Origin of the sequence: Massilia sp. TWR1-2-2 (assembly GCF_049897565.1) — a bacterium.
GTDB lineage: Bacteria > Pseudomonadota > Gammaproteobacteria > Burkholderiales > Burkholderiaceae_D > JAFCUW01.
Genome location: NZ_JAFCWM010000010.1, coordinates 141,724 through 160,556, shown reverse-complemented (window position 1 = coordinate 160,556; position 18,833 = coordinate 141,724). Strand labels below are relative to the sequence as shown.

Sequence of the window (18,833 nt, the reverse complement as noted above, 5' to 3'; positions counted from 1 at the left end):
GAAGGCAACATGCCAAGGAAATCCAAGACGGATAGCGGAACCGCACTCTCTGTGCGCATAGGTCGCAACATCAAAGCGGCTAGAACTCTACTGGGGAAAACACAGGCTGAGCTCGGCGAAATTTCAGGAATCGAAAGTGTGACGGTGTCCCGCATCGAGACCGGCGCGCAACTGCCGTCCATCGACCGCTTGGACGAGATGGCCAAAGCCTTGAAGGTCTCTCTCACCACGCTTTTGGCAGATACAAGCAAGAGCAGCGCAATGGCCGACCTGCTGGTCGATGCCGTCAAGGAGCTGCCAGTCCGAGAGCAGAAATTCGTGCTTTCCTTCGCCTTGACTTACTCGGCGCATTATCGAGCTGGCAAGAAGAATTAACGATTTGCACGTCTGATTCTCTCGACACCCATCCCGCGATGCTGTCAGGGTTCTGCCTCGACCTTCAAATCCAGTCGGTCCGTTGAGACCTCGCCTCCCCTTCCAATGGGCGCCGCCATACCGCCGTTGACAGCGTGATGCGTCAAAACTATTTGCAGAATTGACGGACCCAGCCGAGTTCATCAAGTGAGATTCCGTGACTCGCAGCTGGCCGGGCGGAAGCAATCAAGCCATGCTTCGACCGCAGTGACTCGATGCAGCCGGCGCCATCATGGCGCGCGGGCTCGACATGAAGAGGGCACCATGCCGGTAGCTTTCCGAGTCTCCAAATCGTGCATGTCGGGCGCCGCCATTTGGTGCGTAGTCAGTCGTCGAAACCTATCCCGGTTGACGGCGAGCTACAGTCGAACATCGACCCGCTGTCGAACGACGTGCTATCGAACATGGAGCTGCTGTCAAATGAACCTGCAGAATGGTCAACTGACAAGTCGCAGCCATGGTCGCTGAACATGTCGGAATGGCCCCAGAGATTTCCCGTTACGTCGACACCACCGATACCGCCGCTGCCGTCAATCATCGGCATGCCGTTCGCAGGGTTGATTGCCGAGAACTCATGCTCAGAAAAATTGCCGTCAGCACTTGTATCCTCCGAACCCGAATCAGAATCGAAGGTGCCGGCTGGAGCGAACATGAAGTCGAATATTTCCGATAGAAAACTCATCTGATTTCCTTTATTCTTATTGTTGGAAATAGAATGTTAACACCGGATTTCCGACAAGTCTATGCCTAAATTTTAAGCAAATATAAAGAATGAGTTCTTTGGAGTCGATGAAATATTTTTAAACATTTTCCGGCACCGCGGCATTTCTATCTGGTCCATCGCTATACGGTTTAACAGCGCAGTGCTGCTAACTACAGGACATACGATATGACGTCAAAAAATGACATGTTTGAATTCACTAAATCAGGAAGAATCCTTGCCTTCATTCAGGCCAAAAGCAAAAAGCAGGCGCGCCGGCGAACACAACTCGTCAGCCATCTCGTCCGAATCCCAAAGGACTGCAAAGTGCGAGTCGTCGAGAAAGACACTCTCTGCAGGGCACCGATTTTCTTCGAGAAGCATTTACGCGCTTTGGAAGATGCAATCGAAGACGCCCTAGCTGAAGCATAGCGCCTGTGCCGTCATCCGTTTCTGACGACCTGACGCGAGCGCCGACCAACAAAATTGAGGACAAAAATCATGAGACCAATCGACGTCGGGGACATCGTTGAAAAACTTCTGGACTTGCGTACCTACAGCCCAGAGCTGGCTCAGCGGATGGAGCATGAGAAAGAACTTCCAGACGACGCTGTACCCTTCCTCGTGACAAGAATTGAGGACGCGTTCTCCGCTTGCGAAAACGTTACTGAGGAAAATAAATCGAAGGCTTTTTCTGAACTAGCGGCATGGCTGATTATCAGTTATCAGTTCTACCTGATGCGTCTCGCGCGGGAAGAAAACCCTTGGATGTTTACGTTTCCGAAGTCGGAGCTTCACACCCATCACTGATTGAACCAGGAACCAGGAAATTGAATTGGGAGAGCCGTTGCGCATATAGACGCTCGAACGAACGGACCGTATTTTTATTATTTTGATGGCGGAATCCTTTGCTGGTTTCCGCCATTTTTTCAGCTTATGCCTTTCGTACCGGCCAGGTCACCAATAGTTTTTTGGTCATCGCCTTAGATGGCCATCGTTTATGATGCATGGCCTGCGACGATTTCGCGGCAGGGCTTGAGTGCGTACCCAAAACTCCGGATACAGAGGAAAACGGGGGCAGTTTCGCCGCCCCCGTTTTAATCATAAGAATATCTACATATCATCAGTATCGCACCCGCCAAGGTGCTCAATACTATCCCAATTCCTGCCAAGGAATCAGAAACCTGGCCACCGCCAAGCAGCACAGGTATAGCCTTATATATCACACAGTTGACGCCTTTCGCGTCGGTTAAGACTTTCGTGCCGCTCCCAAGGGAGCAAGCAAACAGGTTTTCGTGCGAATCCTCTGTTTGCCGGGCTTTCGCCACTCACTAATCATCTTGCAGCCGTCGGCACGATACGGTTACCCGCATCTCGGTTGAAGCATTGCCTCAAGGGTAGTCAGCCCAATCATCGACAACGCCGTTTCCGGCCAACATTCACGTCTTCACAATGGAGTATCTACGAATAAGTAGCCGTGCTTAAAAATCATCGAATCCCGTTTCCAGCGGGCGAGCACCAAAGTGCCCCGTCACGCGACCAAGAGGCCCAAACGTCTGCGTTTCTTCGAAGTTTCATCAGTTCACACAAATGAGTGGCACTACCCACGTCATCCCACGGCAAGACCTTGCGGTCGATTTCTTACTCTCCCAATGCGACGCCTGGTCGGTGGCATCCCTGCCATCGACGTTAGTCGCAATTACACCCTTAAGCTCTCCCCGAACCCATTGTGCTTGCGCACGATGGTGCCCCGCGTTCATGCCGCGCTCTATCGAGCTCACGGACATGTCCCTTGGTTTGTTGAGATGCGCACCAAGCCCCTTACGGGTACTTGGCAGAGTTCTAGGTGTGGGTAGCTTGCGGACGCTTTCGCGCCCCGATACAAGTCCAGGATTCGATACCTGGTCTCTCCATAATTTCGGATTTCATCTGCTTTCACAAATCGGGAGCCCTGGTGGACACCGAATGTTCCTGCAGCGCCGCTCTCTTACGAGGCGGTCCTTTGAGACGGTCGCGCCCTCTCATGAATCATGAGATGGTGTGGGTCAACGAGAGGGTGGCGCCCTCTCGCTGCCCGTTATCGCCGGACGGGCACGATTATGTGCATCCGGCGGTCCCGACGCTACTGCAGTTTGCTCGACTAAAACAGACTGCAGTGCATCAACTGTGTGTAAGGCTCTGGGGGCGTTGGCGCGCCCCCAGAGCCAATGAAATTGGCTTGAGGGTGGCTGGCCCTGTCGTAACACTTACGATGAGTGTCCTGCCTGGTATAGCAACTTCGAAACAACCTTCGCAAAAATTTTCTTGGCCTCTTTTTAGGTGCCTTCGGCACAGGGGATGAAAACACGTGGCCCCAGCTGGAGCCACCACAAATCTAAGGCCGTCCTCCCTCTTTCTCGCTTCTTTAGTCTTGCATGCCGCCATGTCGCTATACGAAAGGAAATCAATTCGAAAGGAGTCGGAAAATGAGCCAAAAAGCCAACCCAGTACATGTCGCCGTGACCAAAACTGCCGCGATGCGCTATATCGCCGAGACGGCGGGACATGGCTATCACCTGTTTCAGTCCGGAACCGTTCCAGGGACTAAAGTGATTCAGCTAATCAAAAAGTTTGATGAAAGCTACCGTGTCCTGGCGACCCGCGGCATGCGGGATAACGACCGCTTACGAGGACGCTCTTGTGCTCGACTGGTGCTTTTCCCGAAGGTTAGCTTTCCTGAAGAGAAGCCGGAACGTGAATGGCTGTTTTGGCTCATGGCCACCGAAGGGGTCGGTGAGCTGCCGAAAGAAAAGCGAACCATGGATGCGCGCGAACCGGGCTTGCGTCTTGGGTGGGAAAACCAATACACCCTGGTTTCCCGTCCCGTTCGTCGCCGAAATGGTGACCTTGATTACGTCTGGACCTGGACCCTTCAGGAGGGTTTCCTATCACGTTGGCGTCACGCTTTTGGAAAAGCGGCGGGACGGGTACGCTCCAGCAGGGAAAGGAAGCCGGACTATCTCATCAAGCTAGTGGCGTCATTGCGCAGGCTCCCTGGCTTTCAGGGTATCAATCGCCAGAAGCGCGCGATAATTGTCGGCGCCGACATCCCAAGCCACTGGCATGCCGAATTGAACCTGAGACTACTGGGGACCGTCGTCAACAAAGCTCTGCCTGTGTTCCATCCCGAGCGAACAGTCGAAAACATGTTGAACGGCGCCTATACGCCTCCACTCTAACGACTTCAAGTCGGGACCGGCCGGATGGTCCACCCTGACCTCGCTAAAAGGATGGAAGCTGCCAGCGCAGTAACTGGCGGTAGCTCCCGGGACACGCCGACTGAAGTCGACGACACCGGTCAGCTCGACCGTATTTACGACATCTAATGTGGCAGATAAATGGCTGGCGCGCGAACTTGGACACGCCTCATATTCGTTTGCCCACAGACTGGGGCGCCCGCAACGACCGCACGGCGCTCGCGCTGCTCGGGGAATTTCAACGCTCGAGGCCCTGTCGTTGGAGGCTCGTTCCACATCGAGCTCTACCCCGGCCGCGCAAACCTGGCGGCAACAAAAGTTTCCTTAAGGAAATGCACTAAGATTGATTGCCTCGCGAAGGTCGCTATACGTGCTAGACCATATTACTTAGGATACTGAAAATGTCGACAAAGAAGAAGGCAGTGAAAAATCAAGATAGCGGTTACGTAGTACGCAAGGCTGTAGAACAGCTCTCACATGAGAGAAATGCCGCAAGTAGCGAGGAGCTTGCGAGTATCGAACGTTCGAAGCTATTCAGGCAGGCAAGTACTACGGAAGCCGGTCTGCTGGAGTATGAGAAGTACGCTGTTGAAGGACTCTGCGAAGTCATCACCACGGCTTACGCCGAGGTTGGCATGGGTGGTCTGCTGCGCTCGCTAATGGAGGTTGTTCAACAGTGCGACGCCGAAGCAGCTGACGCAGCCAAAGGGCGGGGATGACGAGCGTGATTCGAAAGCGCGATATGCCGTTGCTAGGCATCTACGCATGATGACGATGTTGAGCCGGCCGGAAGTCGTTGGCGCAATCGAGATGCTCGCGGCACAGCAAGCAACGTAGAATGAGTCATTGATTCAGCCCTCGCGGAGAAATCCTCGGGGGCTTTTTTTCGTCCCGCTACTTCGTTGGCCCTCCTTGTCCAACAAAGATGTTGTCAAAGACCGCCGGTTTCGTTGCTGGCGGTCTCCCCGTCGCCGGGTACTCCAAGAGAACTCCCAAGCTCGCCTTGTCGGTAGCGAGGGCGGCCGCGAGAGGGACTGCGACCGCGAGCGAAATGAAGACTGAATTTGCATAATAACGGCCAGCGGCTTAGCTGGGGATATTCCAGTCGCCGAACATCGCCGAAGATTCAGATTACGGTGACCTGGACGTCGTCAGGAGGGGCAAATCTGCTACACTAACTGCTACACATAGCTGTGTAACAACGCGCCGCAAACCCGCATGGATACTGGGGTCTGTGGGTGGGTGGTGGTTCCCCATCAGCCACCCCAAGAACATGTAGTAAATCAAAGGTTACACGCTTCGGCATGTAGCCTTTTTTGTCGATTGCCTTCGGTAAGCGGACCGAACCGAAGCCAGCAACAAGCCTTGAATTTGTGTCGAATGCTGAAACATTCAGTTACATTTGCGACGCCTGATTTACAAATTCCTAGCGGCAACATCGATGCAAGCCCATTACACTTGCCCATCTCCCAAAAATTGAGATGCACAGATGGATTTTCCCCTCGTTTTTCGCCCTTTGCTTGCTCCACTCAGTAAAAAAGCGCTGCAAGCGTTTCGTAAAGATGCCGGCTGGCCCCCAGTTGGCGACGAGCCCGGTGGCAGCAAGCCAACGCCCGGCAGAGTGCAATGGGTCACGGTCGACTGTTGTAACAAGATGGTTGGCATTGCACGACTGGAAATGGCGCCTCCGCAATTTTGTTACGTCTCTGACTTGATCATCTCTGATGCATATCGCCGCAAAGGTGTGGGCGATTGGTTCATGAAAAGCATCGAGCGCTATTGCATTCAATTCGGTGTTCCGCGCCTGCTGCTCGAACCTCGCGAAGGCACGCGGGGATTCTACGAGAAGATGCATTTTGTCGCCGATCCGTATGTTGGCGGCTTCCTCAAAAAAGACTTGAATCCCTTCCGGCTGCGCACGTTTGCATTGAGCCGCTGAGCACCGGCGCCGGCGTCGGATGCTGCCTGTCACTCCGCTTCGCGCAACTGCCGGAAGTAAGCGATTGTGCGCTCCAGCGCTGCTTGCATCGCCACCCTCGGCTCCCACCCCAGCTCTTGCCGTGCCAGCGAGATGTCGGGCCGCCGTCGCGCGGGGTCGTCGCTGGGCGCTACCCGAAATTCGATGCCTGAGCGCGAACCGGTCAGGTCGGCCACCATCGCCGCCAGTTCCAGCATCGTGCACTCCACCGGATTGCCAAGATTGACCGGTCCTGTGAATTCGTCGGCACTGCGCATCAAACGGTCGAAGCCGTCGACCAGGTCGTCGACATAGCAAAACGAACGCGTCTGCGTGCCGTCGCCATAGATGTGATCGGCCGCCCGTCCAGCGCCCGCATGATGAAATTCGACACCACCCTCCCATCGTTCGGATGCATGTGTGGACGGTAGGTATTAAATATACGGGCAACCTTCACGCGCATGCCGTGCTGGCGCCGGTCATCCATGAACAAGGTTTCGGCGCAGCGCTTGCCTTCGTCGTAGCACGAGCGCAGCCCGATCGGATTGACGTGGCCAACATAGTCTTCGGTCTGCGGATGCACCTGCGGGTCGCCATACACCTCGCTGGTCGACGCTTGCAAAATGGCTGCCTTCACGCGCTTGGCCAGCCCCAGCATGTTGATCGCGCCATGCACGCTCGTCTTGGTTGTCTGCACCGGATCATACTGGTAATGCACCGGCGAGGCCGGGCACGCCAGGTTGTAAATCTCGTCCACCTCGACATACAGGGGAAACGTAATATCATGGCGCAGCAGTTCGAAATTCGGCTCGCCGAGCAGCGAAGCGATGTTGCGCTTGCAGCCGGTATAGAAATTATCAAGGCACAGCACGTCATGACCTTGCGCCAGCAAGTGCGCGCACAGATGCGAGCCGAGGAAGCCTGCCCCCCCGGTCACCAGCACCCGCTTGCTGTGCTGCTCTTTCATGGCGTCATCTCCGGTGCGCGCACAGGGCAGCTGGCGCACAATGTCAGCGCTGCATCGAGCACGAGCTCGGCGCTCACGCCCAGCGCGCACGGGTGGCCGATCGGACACGCTCCGAACGCGCACGGACGGCACCCGGCAGCGGCATGCAGCACACGGTGGCGAGCGCGATCCAGCGGCGCCCAGCGGACCGGATCGCCGCCGGAACTGATGATGACGCCCGGCGTGCCGCTGGCCGCCGCCAGATGCGACAGCGCGGTGTCGTTGCTTGCAACCAGCCCGGCGCGCGCCACCAGCAGCGCCAGCGAACCTAACGTGGTGCGCCCGGTCAGGTCCAGCGCGGGCGCCGCCATGTGCGCCATCACCTCGGCCGCGACTGCTTGTTCCTCGGTGCTGCCGGTGAGCACCACCTGCCATCCGCGCGCGGCCAGGCCGTCGGCCACTTGCCCGAACCGCGCCGCCGGCCAGCGGCGCGACCGCATCCGCGCGCCGGCATGGATGCAAACAAAGCGCCGCTCCGGCGGCAGCGGCCCGAGTGCCGCCACTGCCGCCCGGTCCGTCACCTCGACCGGGAACTCGAGCGCCGTGTCGTCGGCGTTGCAGCCCAAGTGCTGCATCAGTCGCAGGTCGCGGGTCACTTCATGCTCGGGTTCGCCCCACGGCAAAAAGGCGGCCGGATCGGGGCGCCAGCCATCGGCTTCGTCGAATCCGGCCATGCGCCGCGCCCCCAGCAGGCCGACGATCGAATTGCTCAGTGCGCCGCTGCCGTGCAGCTGGATCGCCAGGTCGAAGCGGCGCAGGCGCGCATCGGTCAGGAAACGCGGCGGCGCGGCCACATCCGGAATGCGCTCGGGCAGCCCGGGAAAGCCGGGGAACACCATGAAGGCGTCGATGTAGTGACGGAAGCGGTCGGCAAATTCGCGCGCCCATGGCAGGCCGATAAGCGTGATCCGTGCCTGCGGGGCAGCGCGGCGCAAGGCCCGCAGGCATGGCACCACGCACAGCATGTCGCCCAGCTGCAGCGCGCGGAACACGGCAATGCGCCGCATTGCCGCCAATGGCGGAGGCGGGTATCCGGACATGTCGTCCATCACGCCCCTCCGCCTCCGGCGGCCACGCCGTGCTTCTCGAGCAGGAACGGACCGCCCGCCGCGTGTTTGCCCACATGCTGGACCTCGACGCCGGCTTTCACGCGCGCCGCCAGATCGGGCAACCGCGCCGGCTGCCGCAGCGTGCTGCTCGACAAGGGCCACGAAACCGAATGGCTGCCGGGCCCGCAGCGCACGCCGACTTACACGGCGCCCGACCTCGATGGCGCGGCGCAACTGATCGCCGCTGCGCACGGGGCGGGCCGATGAGCGCGCCTGGCTGGGACAGCGCAAGCAACATCGTGTGCGTGCGGCTCGACGCGCTCGGCGACGTGCTGATGTGTACGCCGGCAATGCGCGCGCTGCGGCAAGCCTGTCCAGGGCGCCGCCTGACGCTGCTAACTTCGCACAGCGGCGCCGCCGCCGTCCCCTTCATCGACGAACTCGACGCCGTCATCGCCTACCAGGCGCCGTGGATGAAAAGCAGCGCCGCGCATGCGCCGTCGAGCTGCGCCGCCTGCGCCGAGGCGCTGGCCGCGCAGCGTTTTGACGGCGCCGTCATCTTTACGTCGTACAGCCAGAGCGCGCCGCCGGCGGCCATGCTGTGCTACCTGGCCGGCATCCCCCTGCGGCTGGCCCACTGCCGCGAGAATCCCTACCAGCTGCTGACCGACCGGGTGGCCGACCCGGAGCCGGGCGCGACGGTGCGCCATGAAGTGCGCCGCCAGCTTGACCTGGTCGGCGCCATCGGCTGCCGCGGCGGCGACGGCCCGCTGTCGTTTCGCGTGCGCGAGCGCGACGCCGATGCGATGCGCGGCCGGCTCGATGCCGACGGCATCGACGGGCGCCGCCGCTGGATCCTGCTCCATCCCGGCGCCAGCGCGCCGTCGCGCCGCTACCCCGCCGACAAATGGAGCGCGGCGATCCGCGCGCTGGCCGCACGCGGCGCCGGCCCATTGGTGCTGAGCGGAAGTGGCGACGAAATGGCACTGGTCGAACAGATCCGTGCCGGCTGCGCGGTGCCGGTCCATTCGCTGGCCGGCCAGATCGATCTGGGCAAACTGGGCGCCGCGATCGGCCTCGCGTCGGTGATGGTGTCGAACAATACCGGGCCGGCCAACATTGCCGCCGCGCTCGGCACGCCGCTGGTCGACCTGTATGCGTTGACCAATCGGCAGCACACCCGATGGCAGGTCGAACACCGGCTGCTGTTCCACGACGTTGCCTGCCGCTTCTGCTACAAGAGCGTGTGTCCACAGGGGCATCATGATTGCCTCGCCAAGGTCGACCGGGACGATGTCGCCGACGCCGTGTGCAGCCTGCTCGAATCGCCCGTACAGCAGGCGCGCCAGGCACGCTAGCGGCGCGCGCCAGTCTGAGCGCTTCGGGCTACGAATTGGCGGAGCGGACCGGCTTGCCTTCCGCGTTGCTTGCCGGCACCGCCAGCCGCACGCTCCAGCCGCGCAGCCGCCAGCCGGCCCACGCCGACAGCAGCGCGCCGAGCAGCAGCACCAGCCGGGTGTCGACCAGCGTCAGCACCGAGCCGGCCAGCGCCATCAGGATGTTGGCCAGGCAGAAGATGGTCGACAGCAGCCCCATCACCGCGCCCTGCCCGTAGCTGCCGAAGCGTTCGGCGCACCAGCCAGGCATGATCGCGTTGTAACACGCATTCGGGATGCCAAACAGGATGATCGCCCCCATGCCGATCCAGAAGTTGCCGGCGGCGACCAGCGCCACCGCGCCGGCCACGCCGAACGCGTACCAGGCGGCGCGCCGCAGCGGCGCCACGCTGGCCGGGCCGCCGGCGAACACCAGCGAAGTCACTGTCATCAACGCGCACAGCCCGGCGGTGGTCCACGCAATGCCGCGCGCGTCGTAGCCGGCAACTTCCACCAGCCACAAGGGATAGAACTCGTAGAACGCGGTCACGCCGCAGGTATAGGCCAGTTGCACGATGAACAGCACGCGCATTTCCGGGTAGCGCAGCAGGTCGAACGAATGCTGGTTGCGGGCAACGTGCCACCACGACGTCGTCGCCGTCGACGGCGCCTCGCGCGGCAGCACCAGCGCCACCAGCAGGGCCATCAGCGAGAGCATTCCCACCGCCACCCAGAACGGCACCGTGATGCCCCAGCCGACCGTGACGCCGGCCATCAGCGGCCCTGCCAGCCAGCCCATGTAGAACGCGCCGTTGAGCCACGAGAAGGCGCGGATGCGCAGATCGCCTTCGAGCTTGTCGGCAAGCAGTGCGCGCGCGACCGAGCCGTTGCCCTGGAACAGGCCGGTACCGAAGCGCGCAAGCAAGAACAGCGGATACGACTCGGCCAGCAGCGCCAGCGCGGCGAGCGCATGGCCGGCGGCGCCGCCGAGGGCGGTAGCGAGCAGCACCGGGCGGCGGCCGTAACGGTCCGACAAGGGGCCGAGCAGGGCCGAACCGAGCATCATGCCGAGTGGATTGATCGCCAGCGCAACACCGAGCAGCAGCTTGGGCGGCAGGCCGAGAAAGTTGTTCAGGTCGGTGGCAGTGCCGGCGGCAAACAGCGGCGCCAGGATCGGATACGGCAGCGAGGCGCCGATGGTCGAGAACAAGGCGAGCAGGCACGCGGCGGCAATCAGGAGAACGGAAGTCATGCCGGGAATATACGGAATGACGTGTCTGGCGTAAACGAAAGAATCGCGCTCGCCCGCGGGGCAGGATGGTTTGGCGACGCCAATGGCCGCGCAACGAGCTGCTGCGGGCGGTTCGATGGCAAGAAAAACCCCGGCTGCGCAGGCGGCATGCCGGGGTCGTATGTCTACCGCTTAATCGAGCTTCCAGGCGTAGTCGACCTTGGTCCAGGTCTGCGCCGGCGAACCGTCCTTGGTACCCGGCTTGAACTTGCAGGCGCTGATCGATTTGATCGCCGCCTTGTCGAGGTTCTTGAAGCCGCTGGTCTTGTCCAGTTTCGACTCCGTCACCGAACCGTCCGACGCCACCAGGAACGACATCGACACGGTGCCCTGCTCCTCGTTCATCAGCGACGCTTTCGGATACTCGGCCTTGCAGGTCTTCGGATCGAAGACCGCCGGCACTTCAGCGGCCACTACAGCGACGGTCATACTGGACATCAGCACGGCAGCGAGGATACTCAGATAACGCGTATTTGTAGACATACCATTTCCCCAAAAAGATGAAACGCTCAACGATTACAGCTTCCAGACGTAGTCGACCTTGGCCCAGGTCTGCGCAGGTGCGCCGTCCTTGGTGCCCGGCTTGAACTTGCAGGCGCTCAGGCCCTTGACGGCGGCCTTGTCGAGGTTCTTGTGGCCGCTGGTCTTTTCGATCTTCGAGTCGACCACGGTGCCATCGGCCGACACCAGGAACGCCACTTGCACGTTGCCTTCTTCTTCGTTCATCAACGACGCTTTTGGATACTCGGCCTTGCAGCTCTTGGAGTCGAAGGTTGCCGCGACTTCTGCTGCGAAGGCGCTGCTGGCTGTTGCGGACAACAACATTGCTGCGATGAGACTGATAGAGCGCTTGTTCATGAGACGGTTTCCATTTCTTGTTAATAGATTCAAAAGGTGACGGTGTGACTTAAAACTCTTCCCATTCGTCGGCCGAGGCGGCGACGGCTTTTTTCGGCTTCGGTGCCGACGGCGCCGGTGACGGGGCTGCTGAAGGCGCCGGCTTTTTCAGCGCCGGACGGGTGCTGCGCAGTTGCGCCGGCCTGACGGCGGCGGCCTTGATCGCGCTTGGCGCAGCCACAGCGGCCGGCTGCACTGCCTGATGCGCCTCCTCGCCTTCGACGAGCTTGAAGATGCTGACCACGTGGGCCAGCTCGCTCGCCTGGTCTTGCAGGCTTTGCGCGGCGGCCGCGGCCTCTTCCACCAGTGCCGCGTTCTGCTGCGTCATGCTGTCCATCTCGATGATCGACAGGTTGACCTGTTCAATGCCGGCGCTTTGCTCCTGGCTGGCGTTGGCAATCTCGCTCATGATGTCGGTCACGCGCTTGACGCTGGCGACCACTTCATCCATCGTCACGCCGGCCTGGCCGACCAGCTTGCTGCCGCGCTCGACCTTCTCGACCGAGTCGCCGATCAAGGTCTTGATTTCTTTTGCCGCAGCCGCGCTGCGCTGCGCCAGGTTGCGCACTTCCGACGCCACCACCGCAAAACCGCGGCCCTGTTCGCCGGCACGCGCTGCCTCGACGGCCGCGTTCAGCGCCAGGATGTTGGTCTGGAAGGCGATGCCATCTATCACGCCGATGATGTCGACAATCTTGTTGGCCGACGCATTGATCGAACCCATCGTGTCGACCACTTGCGACACCACTTCGCCGCCTTTGCGGGCGACGTCCGACGCCGTTGCGGCCAGCAGGTTCGCTTCCCGTGCGTTGTCGGCGTTCTGCTTGACGGTCGAGGTCAGTACTTCCATCGCCGAAGCGGTCTTTTCCAGCGAACTGGCTTGCATTTCGGTACGCGACGACAGGTCGATGTTACCGGCTGCAATTTCACGCGATGCCGTGCCGATCGTCTCGGTGCCGACGCGCACCTGGCCGACGATGCTGACCAGGCTGTTACGCATTTCCTTCATCTCGACCAGCAGCGAACCCTTGTCCGAATCGGCGGTGTGAATGGCGATCGACAGGTCGCCGTGGGCGATGCTGCCGGCAATCTTGGCCGTGTAGTCCGGCTCGCCGCCCAGCTGCTTGAGCAGGCCGCGGGTGATCAGCACTGCTGCCAGGATGCCCATGCCGACTGCGAGCAGGCCCATCACGAGCATGAAGTTGCGCGCATTTTTGAACGCATCCTCGGCGTGGAGCTGCGACTGGGTATTGAGTTTGTCTTCCAGCGCGGCAAGCTGTTCCAGCGCTTCCATCCATTTTTTCTGCGCTGGACGGATTTCCTTGATCATCACGCGGGTCGCTTCTTCTGCCTTGCTGGCCAACCACAACTCGGACGCCTTGGCGATTGCCGGCATCGCCACCGCCTCGTGTTCCTTGACCTGTGCCAGCAGCGCCTTTTCCTGCGGCGACGATTCGGTCGCGAACTTGTCGGTAAGCTTCTTCTCGATTTCGTCGTACTTGGCCGTTTGCGCCTTGATGCGGTTCATGTCCGCTTCCATCTCGTCCGGGCTCGACATCATGGTCAGGATGCGCAGCGAGTTGATGCGATCGCTGACGTTGCCGCGCATGTCGATGACGAGGCGCGTGACGACGTTGTTGACGCCGACGACGTGGTCAAGACGGTCCTGGATCTGCGCCATGCGCACGATACCGATGGCGGTGACGGCAACAAGGAAGAACAAGACCAGAGCGAATCCGAGGCCCAGGCGCGTTCCCACTTTCATGTTCGATAAATTCATTGCGTGTCTTTTTATAAGTAATACGATTAGTCGATCCGCCTGTGCCACCGGCATCCGTCATCCCATTTACCGCCGCACCATTGGACGCAGGCGGCAAGTATTGCTGTCAGGATAGAACAAAAAAAGACTGCGGATGCAAAAATGTGAAGCTGCGGAGCAATTGTTTCACGAGAACAACAGTTTTAATCGAAAAGCTGCGGTAAATCGATACTGAGGAGTAATTATAGAGCGGAAATTTGCTCTGATGCAAGAATAATGCTGATTGTCTATGAGCGCGCTGTTTCTATGCGGCAATTTAATGACTGTATGCGGCGTTCTTGTCTATACCGCCTGCGGTGGCTGCGGCGTACAGGCAACAGCAGGGGTCTGACCCGGCTCGTTGGGGTCAGACCCCGGATTCGCGGGCGTCAACTGATTCAGGGTCTGACCCCAAAAGAAAAACCGGGTCAGACCCCTGCTGCGACGCCGCGTGGCCCACGACGATCAGGCCGCTTGTTGCATGCGCGCAGCTGCCTCGAGCAGCAGGTGGGGGTCGGCGCTGGCCAGCTTTTTCGGATCCGACATCATCTGCCGGAAGCTGCGCGCGCCGGGCAAACCGGCCATCAGCCCGAGCATGTGGCGGGTGATGCTGTTGAGCTTGAGCCCGCGCGCGGCGTGCGCATCGAGCTGCGCTTGTATATACGGGATCATCGCCGCCAGCACTTCCTGGCGCGTCTTCACTGCCGAGTCGTCGCCGTAGAATCTGGCGTCGTAGTCGGCCATCGCGTACGGGTTGTGATACGCCTCGCGACCCAGCATCACGCCGTCGACGTGCTCGAGGTGCAGCGCGACCTCGTCGCTGGTCTTGATGCCGCCGTTGATGATGATTTCCAGGTCGGGGAACTCGCGCTTGAGCGCGTACGCCACCTCGTACTTGAGCGGCGGGATCTCGCGATTTTCCTTCGGCGACAAGCCTTTCAGGATGGCGTTGCGCGCGTGGACGATAAACGTGTTGCAGCCGGCATCGGCGATGGTGCCGACAAAGTCGCGCACGAAACTGTAGTCGTCGACCTTGTCGATGCCGATGCGGTGCTTGACCGTCACGTCGATCGACACCGAATCGCGCATTGCCTTGACGCAGTCGGCCACCAGTTGCGGTTCGGCCATCAGGCAGGCGCCAAAGGCGCCCTTCTGCACCCGCTCGGACGGGCAGCCGCAGTTCAGGTTGATTTCGTCGTAGCCGTACTGCTCGCCCAGCCTGGCGGCAGTGGCGAGGTCGGCCGGGTCGCTGCCGCCCAGTTGCAGCGCGACCGGATGTTCTTCGTCATTGAAGCGCAGATGGCGCTCGACGTCGCCGTACACCAGCGCGCCGGTGGTCACCATCTCGGTGTACAGCCAGGTGTGGCGCGTGATCTGCCGGTGGAAGACGCGGCAGTGGCGGTCAGTCCAGTCCATCATCGGGGCGACCGACAGGCGGCGGGAAGGTAGTGTGGTGTGGGTCATAGGAGAAACAAAAAAGGGCGCCGAAGCGCCCCTTGTGAATTACGCTTCGCGACCGGCGCGTTTGCGCTCGTTCTCTTTCAAGTAACGCTTGCGCAAGCGGATCGACTTCGGCGTGATCTCGACGAGCTCGTCGTCGGCGATGAATTCGACCGCGTACTCGAGCGACATCTGCACCGGCGGCACCAGGCGCACCGCTTCGTCGGTACCGGACGAACGCACGTTGGTCAGCTGCTTGCCCTTGATCGGGTTGACGACCAGGTCGTTGTCGCGCGAGTGGATGCCGATGATCATGCCTTCGTAGACCGGATCGTTGTGCACGACGAACATGCGGCCGCGCTCCTGCAGTTTCCAGATCGCGTAGGCAACGGCAGCGCCGTCGTCCTGCGAGATCAGCACGCCGTTACGGCGGCCGGCCATTTCACCGCGGGTGTTGTCGACCGGTGCGTACTCGTCGAACACGTGGCTCATCAAGCCGGTGCCGCGCGTCAGGGTCATGAATTCGCCCTGAAAGCCGATCAGACCACGCGCAGGAATCTTGTACTCGAGGCGTACGCGGCCCTTGCTGTCCGATTCCATGTTCTGCAGGTCGCCGCGGCGACGGCCCAGTTCTTCCATCACGCCGCCCTGGTTGGCTTCTTCGACGTCCACCGACAGTTGCTCGAACGGCTCGTGGCGCACGCCATCGACCATCTTGAAGACCACGCGCGGACGCGATACGGCCAATTCAAAACCTTCGCGGCGCATGTTTTCGATCAGAATCGTCAGGTGCAGTTCGCCGCGGCCCGATACTTCAAAGATCGTGTCGTCGTCGGTCGGCGCCACGCGCAGAGCAACGTTGGCTTTCAGTTCGCGGTCGAGACGGTCGCGCAGCTGGCGGCTCGTAACGAATTTACCCTCTCGGCCAGCCAACGGCGAGTTGTTGACCATGAAGTTCATCGTCAGGGTCGGCTCGTCGACTGTCAGCATCGGCAGCGCTTCCGGGGTGTCCGGCTGGCAAATGGTCGAACCAATGCCGATTTCGTCGATACCGTTGATCAGCACGATGTCGCCGGCGACGGCTTCGTCGACCAGCACGCGCTCGAGGCCCTTGAAGTTCAGCACCTGGTTGATGCGGCCCTTGATCGGGGTCGAATCAGGACCGTTCAGGACGATGACGTCCTGGCCGGACTTGATGCGCCCGCGCGAGATGCGGCCAATGCCGATCTTGCCGACGTACGACGAGTAGTCGAGCGACGTGATTTGCATCTGCAGCGGACCGTCCGGATTGTCGTCGCGCACTGGCACGTGCTTGAGGATCGCTTCGAACAGCGGCGTCATGTCGCCTTCGCGCACTTCCGAGTCGAGGCTGGCATAGCCGTTCAGTGCCGATGCGAACACGACCGGGAAGTCGAGCTGCTCGTCGGTGGCGCCGAGCTTGTCGAACAGTTCGAACGTGGCATTGATCGCCCAGTCAGGACGGGCGCCCGGACGGTCGATCTTGTTGATGACGACGATCGGCTTCAGGCCCAGCGCCAGCGCCTTGCGCGTGACGAAGCGGGTCTGCGGCATCGGGCCTTCCTGGGCATCGACCAGCAGCAGCACCGAGTCGACCATCGACAGCACGCGCTCGACTTCGCCGCCGAAGTCGGCGTGGCCTGGGGTGTCGACGATATTGATGTGGGTACCTTCGTACTCAACAGCGCAGTTCTTCGACAGAATGGTGATGCCGCGTTCTTTTTCGAGGTCGTTCGAATCCATCACGCGGGTCTCGACCTGCTGGTTGTCACGGAAAGTACCGGATTGGCGCAGCAGCTTGTCCACCAGCGTGGTTTTGCCGTGGTCAACGTGGGCGATAATGGCGATGTTACGAATTGCGCGTTTTTGAGTAGACATGGTCGTAATGAACTGAGAAGGTACGTACTGAGGTACGAGGTGTACGAAGGTGTACGGTGTTTCTGATTTCTGGAACCCACTAGTATAGCACGCTTATCCGCACTATCCGACGCCGATGGCGGCAAATAGCTGGCGTTCGCGGCACAGTCCGCATCAACGGCGCGACGGCGCCGGGCGCACCGCCGGCTCCTGGCAGCGGCGTCAGCAATGATTCGCAGAAATGGGGTCCCCGCGTGCGCGAGGACGACGGCGGTGGGCAACAGTCCCGTACTCGGGAAGAGTGGCATGATCGGCCGGCAGCCAGGCAATTGCTATCTCAGCGTTTGTGGCCCAAGGTGCTATTTGGGATCGTCCTCGTATTGCGCCTTCAGTCTCGACATCTCACGCTGGAACGAGTCCCCGGCGCCTTCGGCGTCGCCGCTGGCGCGTTTGGCCAGTATGTTGTCGAGATCGGCGCGAGCGCGCTGGGTGGCGGCGATGAACGCGCGTCCGCTCGGCGAATCCTGGAACGCGATCACGTCGCGCAACTCGGCGGTCGACATGTTCTCGGCATAGCTGCGCGCGAGAATTGCCGTTGGCGAGTCGCCGCCGCAGCGGTCACCACGGTAGGCATGCCAGGCGCGCACCACATCCGGCCAGTAGGCCGATTGCGGTGAGATGCCGTGGAAGTCGCCCGGGCGCGTGCGATACGCCGCCGCCAGGTTGGCGCGGATTTTTTCGGACGCCGCGGCGCATGATGCGTCCGGCTGCGCCTCGCCGGCATTCTTCTGTCCCAGCACGGACAGCTGCCGCGCCAGCACCATGTGCTCGTCGGGATGCTCGGCGGTGCGCTCCTCAGGCTGTTCCGGCTGCGCCGGAACTTCTGTGCTCTGCTGCCGAACTTCATCGGTCTGCGCGGTGCGCACACCGCGCTCGTCAGTCTGCGCGGCCGCCGCGCAGGAACAAAATAAAAGGCTAACTGCAAGCAGGCGACGCATGACGACCTCCGATCTGGACTAACACGATAGTGAAGATCAAATCGTACAACCGGCCCTGTCGCCTCGATTGATCTAGTCAGGCGCGGATGCGATCAGAACGACACGTCAGCTGATCGGAAGCGTTGTACTCGATTGCGACGATCCGTCCATTAACGCGGGTCGGCCTTATATTTTTGGCTGAGTTGAACCATTGCCTCCGTAAAGTTCGCCCGGGCGCGCGACAGCTCCTCGCTTGCCTAAACCTTGTTTGAAAATGCGTTCGCGTCCGCCAGAATTTTCTTCTGCAAAAGTTGCATCGCACGCCCTGCTGGCGATGCATAAAATGCTAGCGCAGCATGCAGGTCGGCCGGCGACATCGTCGCGTAAGCCTTTACCGTCACGTCTTCGAGGCCGCCTAACATGCTGGGCGCGCACGCTACCGCATAAAGGTCGCGGTAGGTTTTTTCCACCGCCGGCCAATATATTGACTGCGGCGAGATGCCACTGAAGTTAGCTGGATTGCGCAAGTAGAGCGCGACGATTTCCTTCGACGAGTCTGCAGCGACCCTGTCGCACTGCTTCGCGTCGAGCTTGTATTCTTTCACCTGCAACAGCTGTGCCAGGCGACGAGCGAGGACGTCGCGCTCGTCACGATCCTGCGCGGACACGTTTGCACACAATAAGAGTAACAGGACGACGAGAGTTCGCATGGTCGGCCCCAACCGCTGAGGGTTGCGTAATTGATAATTCTCGATCGTAGCGACTAAGGCTGCCTCATGCAAGCGCACGAACCACCTTTCATGCGACCGCTCATGCG

General features: G+C 60.5%; 17 protein-coding genes and 2 pseudogenes. 8 read left to right on the top strand and 11 right to left on the bottom strand.

The annotated features are described in order from the left end of the window. Positions 1 to 9: 9 nt before the first annotated feature. A complete protein-coding gene (locus ACP7DD_RS11835; protein WP_426174998.1) occupies positions 10 to 375 on the top strand; it encodes a helix-turn-helix domain-containing protein in 366 nt (121 codons plus the stop codon). A gap of 364 nt (positions 376 to 739) precedes the next feature. On the opposite strand, the gene ACP7DD_RS11830 is transcribed toward ACP7DD_RS11835, so the two are convergent. After that, positions 740 to 1,096, bottom strand: a complete 357-nt coding sequence (locus ACP7DD_RS11830; protein ID WP_426174997.1) for a hypothetical protein — start codon at positions 1,094 to 1,096, stop codon at positions 740 to 742. A gap of 207 nt (positions 1,097 to 1,303) precedes the next feature. Between ACP7DD_RS11830 and ACP7DD_RS11825 the strand changes: the two genes are divergently transcribed. The 5 genes from ACP7DD_RS11825 (at position 1,304) to ACP7DD_RS11805 (ending at position 6,289) form a co-directional block, all read left to right on the top strand. Continuing rightward, entirely contained in the window at positions 1,304 to 1,546 is a 243-nt protein-coding gene (locus tag ACP7DD_RS11825; protein ID WP_426174996.1) for a hypothetical protein, read from the top strand. A 69-nt stretch (positions 1,547 to 1,615) separates the two neighbouring features. Next, a complete protein-coding gene (locus tag ACP7DD_RS11820) occupies positions 1,616 to 1,924 on the top strand; it encodes a hypothetical protein (protein ID WP_426174995.1) in 309 nt (102 codons plus the stop codon). A 1,655-nt stretch (positions 1,925 to 3,579) separates the two neighbouring features. Beyond that, on the top strand, positions 3,580 to 4,332 hold the full coding sequence (locus ACP7DD_RS11815; RefSeq protein ID WP_426174994.1) for a hypothetical protein: 753 nt from the start codon (positions 3,580 to 3,582) through the stop codon (positions 4,330 to 4,332). A 419-nt stretch (positions 4,333 to 4,751) separates the two neighbouring features. Next, the gene (locus tag ACP7DD_RS11810; protein WP_426174993.1) at positions 4,752 to 5,069 is read left to right on the top strand and encodes a hypothetical protein; all 318 of its coding nucleotides are present in this window, start codon (positions 4,752 to 4,754) and stop codon (positions 5,067 to 5,069) included. A gap of 770 nt (positions 5,070 to 5,839) precedes the next feature. Next, complete coding sequence (locus ACP7DD_RS11805; protein WP_426174992.1) at positions 5,840 to 6,289, top strand: GNAT family N-acetyltransferase; 450 nt, start codon at positions 5,840 to 5,842, stop codon at positions 6,287 to 6,289. A 29-nt stretch (positions 6,290 to 6,318) separates the two neighbouring features. Here the strand turns inward: ACP7DD_RS11805 and ACP7DD_RS11800 are convergent. Together ACP7DD_RS11800 and ACP7DD_RS11795 are read right to left on the bottom strand one after the other, a co-directional pair. After that, positions 6,319 to 7,274, bottom strand: a pseudogene (locus ACP7DD_RS11800) (UDP-glucuronic acid decarboxylase family protein). After that, a complete protein-coding gene (locus ACP7DD_RS11795; RefSeq protein ID WP_426174991.1) occupies positions 7,271 to 8,320 on the bottom strand; it encodes a glycosyltransferase family 9 protein in 1,050 nt (349 codons plus the stop codon). The pseudogene ACP7DD_RS11800 and the gene ACP7DD_RS11795 overlap by 4 nt, the downstream one beginning before the upstream one ends. Positions 8,321 to 8,476: 156 nt before the next feature. On the opposite strand from ACP7DD_RS11795, the pseudogene ACP7DD_RS11790 reads away from it, so the two are divergent. Together ACP7DD_RS11790 and ACP7DD_RS11785 are read left to right on the top strand one after the other, a co-directional pair. Beyond that, positions 8,477 to 8,629 (top strand): annotated as a pseudogene (locus ACP7DD_RS11790) (HAD family hydrolase); the annotation flags it as partial. After that, the gene (locus ACP7DD_RS11785) at positions 8,626 to 9,720 is read left to right on the top strand and encodes a glycosyltransferase family 9 protein (RefSeq protein ID WP_426174990.1); all 1,095 of its coding nucleotides are present in this window, start codon (positions 8,626 to 8,628) and stop codon (positions 9,718 to 9,720) included. The pseudogene ACP7DD_RS11790 and the gene ACP7DD_RS11785, both read left to right, overlap by 4 nt. A 28-nt stretch (positions 9,721 to 9,748) precedes the next feature. Here the strand turns inward: ACP7DD_RS11785 and ACP7DD_RS11780 are convergent, their stop codons facing one another. The 8 genes from ACP7DD_RS11780 to ACP7DD_RS11745 form a co-directional block, all read right to left on the bottom strand. Next, a complete protein-coding gene (locus tag ACP7DD_RS11780; protein WP_426174989.1) occupies positions 9,749 to 10,990 on the bottom strand; it encodes an MFS transporter in 1,242 nt (413 codons plus the stop codon). A 171-nt stretch (positions 10,991 to 11,161) separates the two neighbouring features. Beyond that, entirely contained in the window at positions 11,162 to 11,467 is a 306-nt protein-coding gene (locus ACP7DD_RS11775) for an energy transducer TonB (protein WP_426175027.1), read from the bottom strand. Between the two features lie 78 nt (positions 11,468 to 11,545). Next, entirely contained in the window at positions 11,546 to 11,887 is a 342-nt protein-coding gene (locus ACP7DD_RS11770) for an energy transducer TonB (RefSeq protein WP_426174988.1), read from the bottom strand. A gap of 49 nt (positions 11,888 to 11,936) precedes the next feature. Continuing rightward, positions 11,937 to 13,706: a methyl-accepting chemotaxis protein gene (locus ACP7DD_RS11765; RefSeq protein ID WP_426174987.1), complete on the bottom strand. Its 1,770-nt coding sequence runs from the start codon at positions 13,704 to 13,706 to the stop codon at positions 11,937 to 11,939. A 483-nt stretch (positions 13,707 to 14,189) separates the two neighbouring features. Beyond that, complete coding sequence (dusA, locus tag ACP7DD_RS11760; RefSeq protein ID WP_426174986.1) at positions 14,190 to 15,188, bottom strand: tRNA dihydrouridine(20/20a) synthase DusA; 999 nt, start codon at positions 15,186 to 15,188, stop codon at positions 14,190 to 14,192. Positions 15,189 to 15,227: 39 nt separating this feature from the next. Then, the gene (gene typA, locus ACP7DD_RS11755; RefSeq protein ID WP_426174985.1) at positions 15,228 to 17,060 is read right to left on the bottom strand and encodes a translational GTPase TypA; all 1,833 of its coding nucleotides are present in this window, start codon (positions 17,058 to 17,060) and stop codon (positions 15,228 to 15,230) included. Between the two features lie 338 nt (positions 17,061 to 17,398). After that, positions 17,399 to 18,037, bottom strand: coding sequence for a DUF2059 domain-containing protein (locus ACP7DD_RS11750; RefSeq protein ID WP_426174984.1), 639 nt, complete (start codon positions 18,035 to 18,037; stop codon positions 17,399 to 17,401). 236 nt (positions 18,038 to 18,273) lie between these two features. After that, positions 18,274 to 18,726 carry a DUF2059 domain-containing protein gene (locus tag ACP7DD_RS11745; RefSeq protein ID WP_426174983.1) on the bottom strand — a complete coding sequence of 151 codons (453 nt, stop codon included), beginning with the start codon at positions 18,724 to 18,726 and terminating at the stop codon, positions 18,274 to 18,276. Positions 18,727 to 18,833 lie beyond the last annotated feature (107 nt).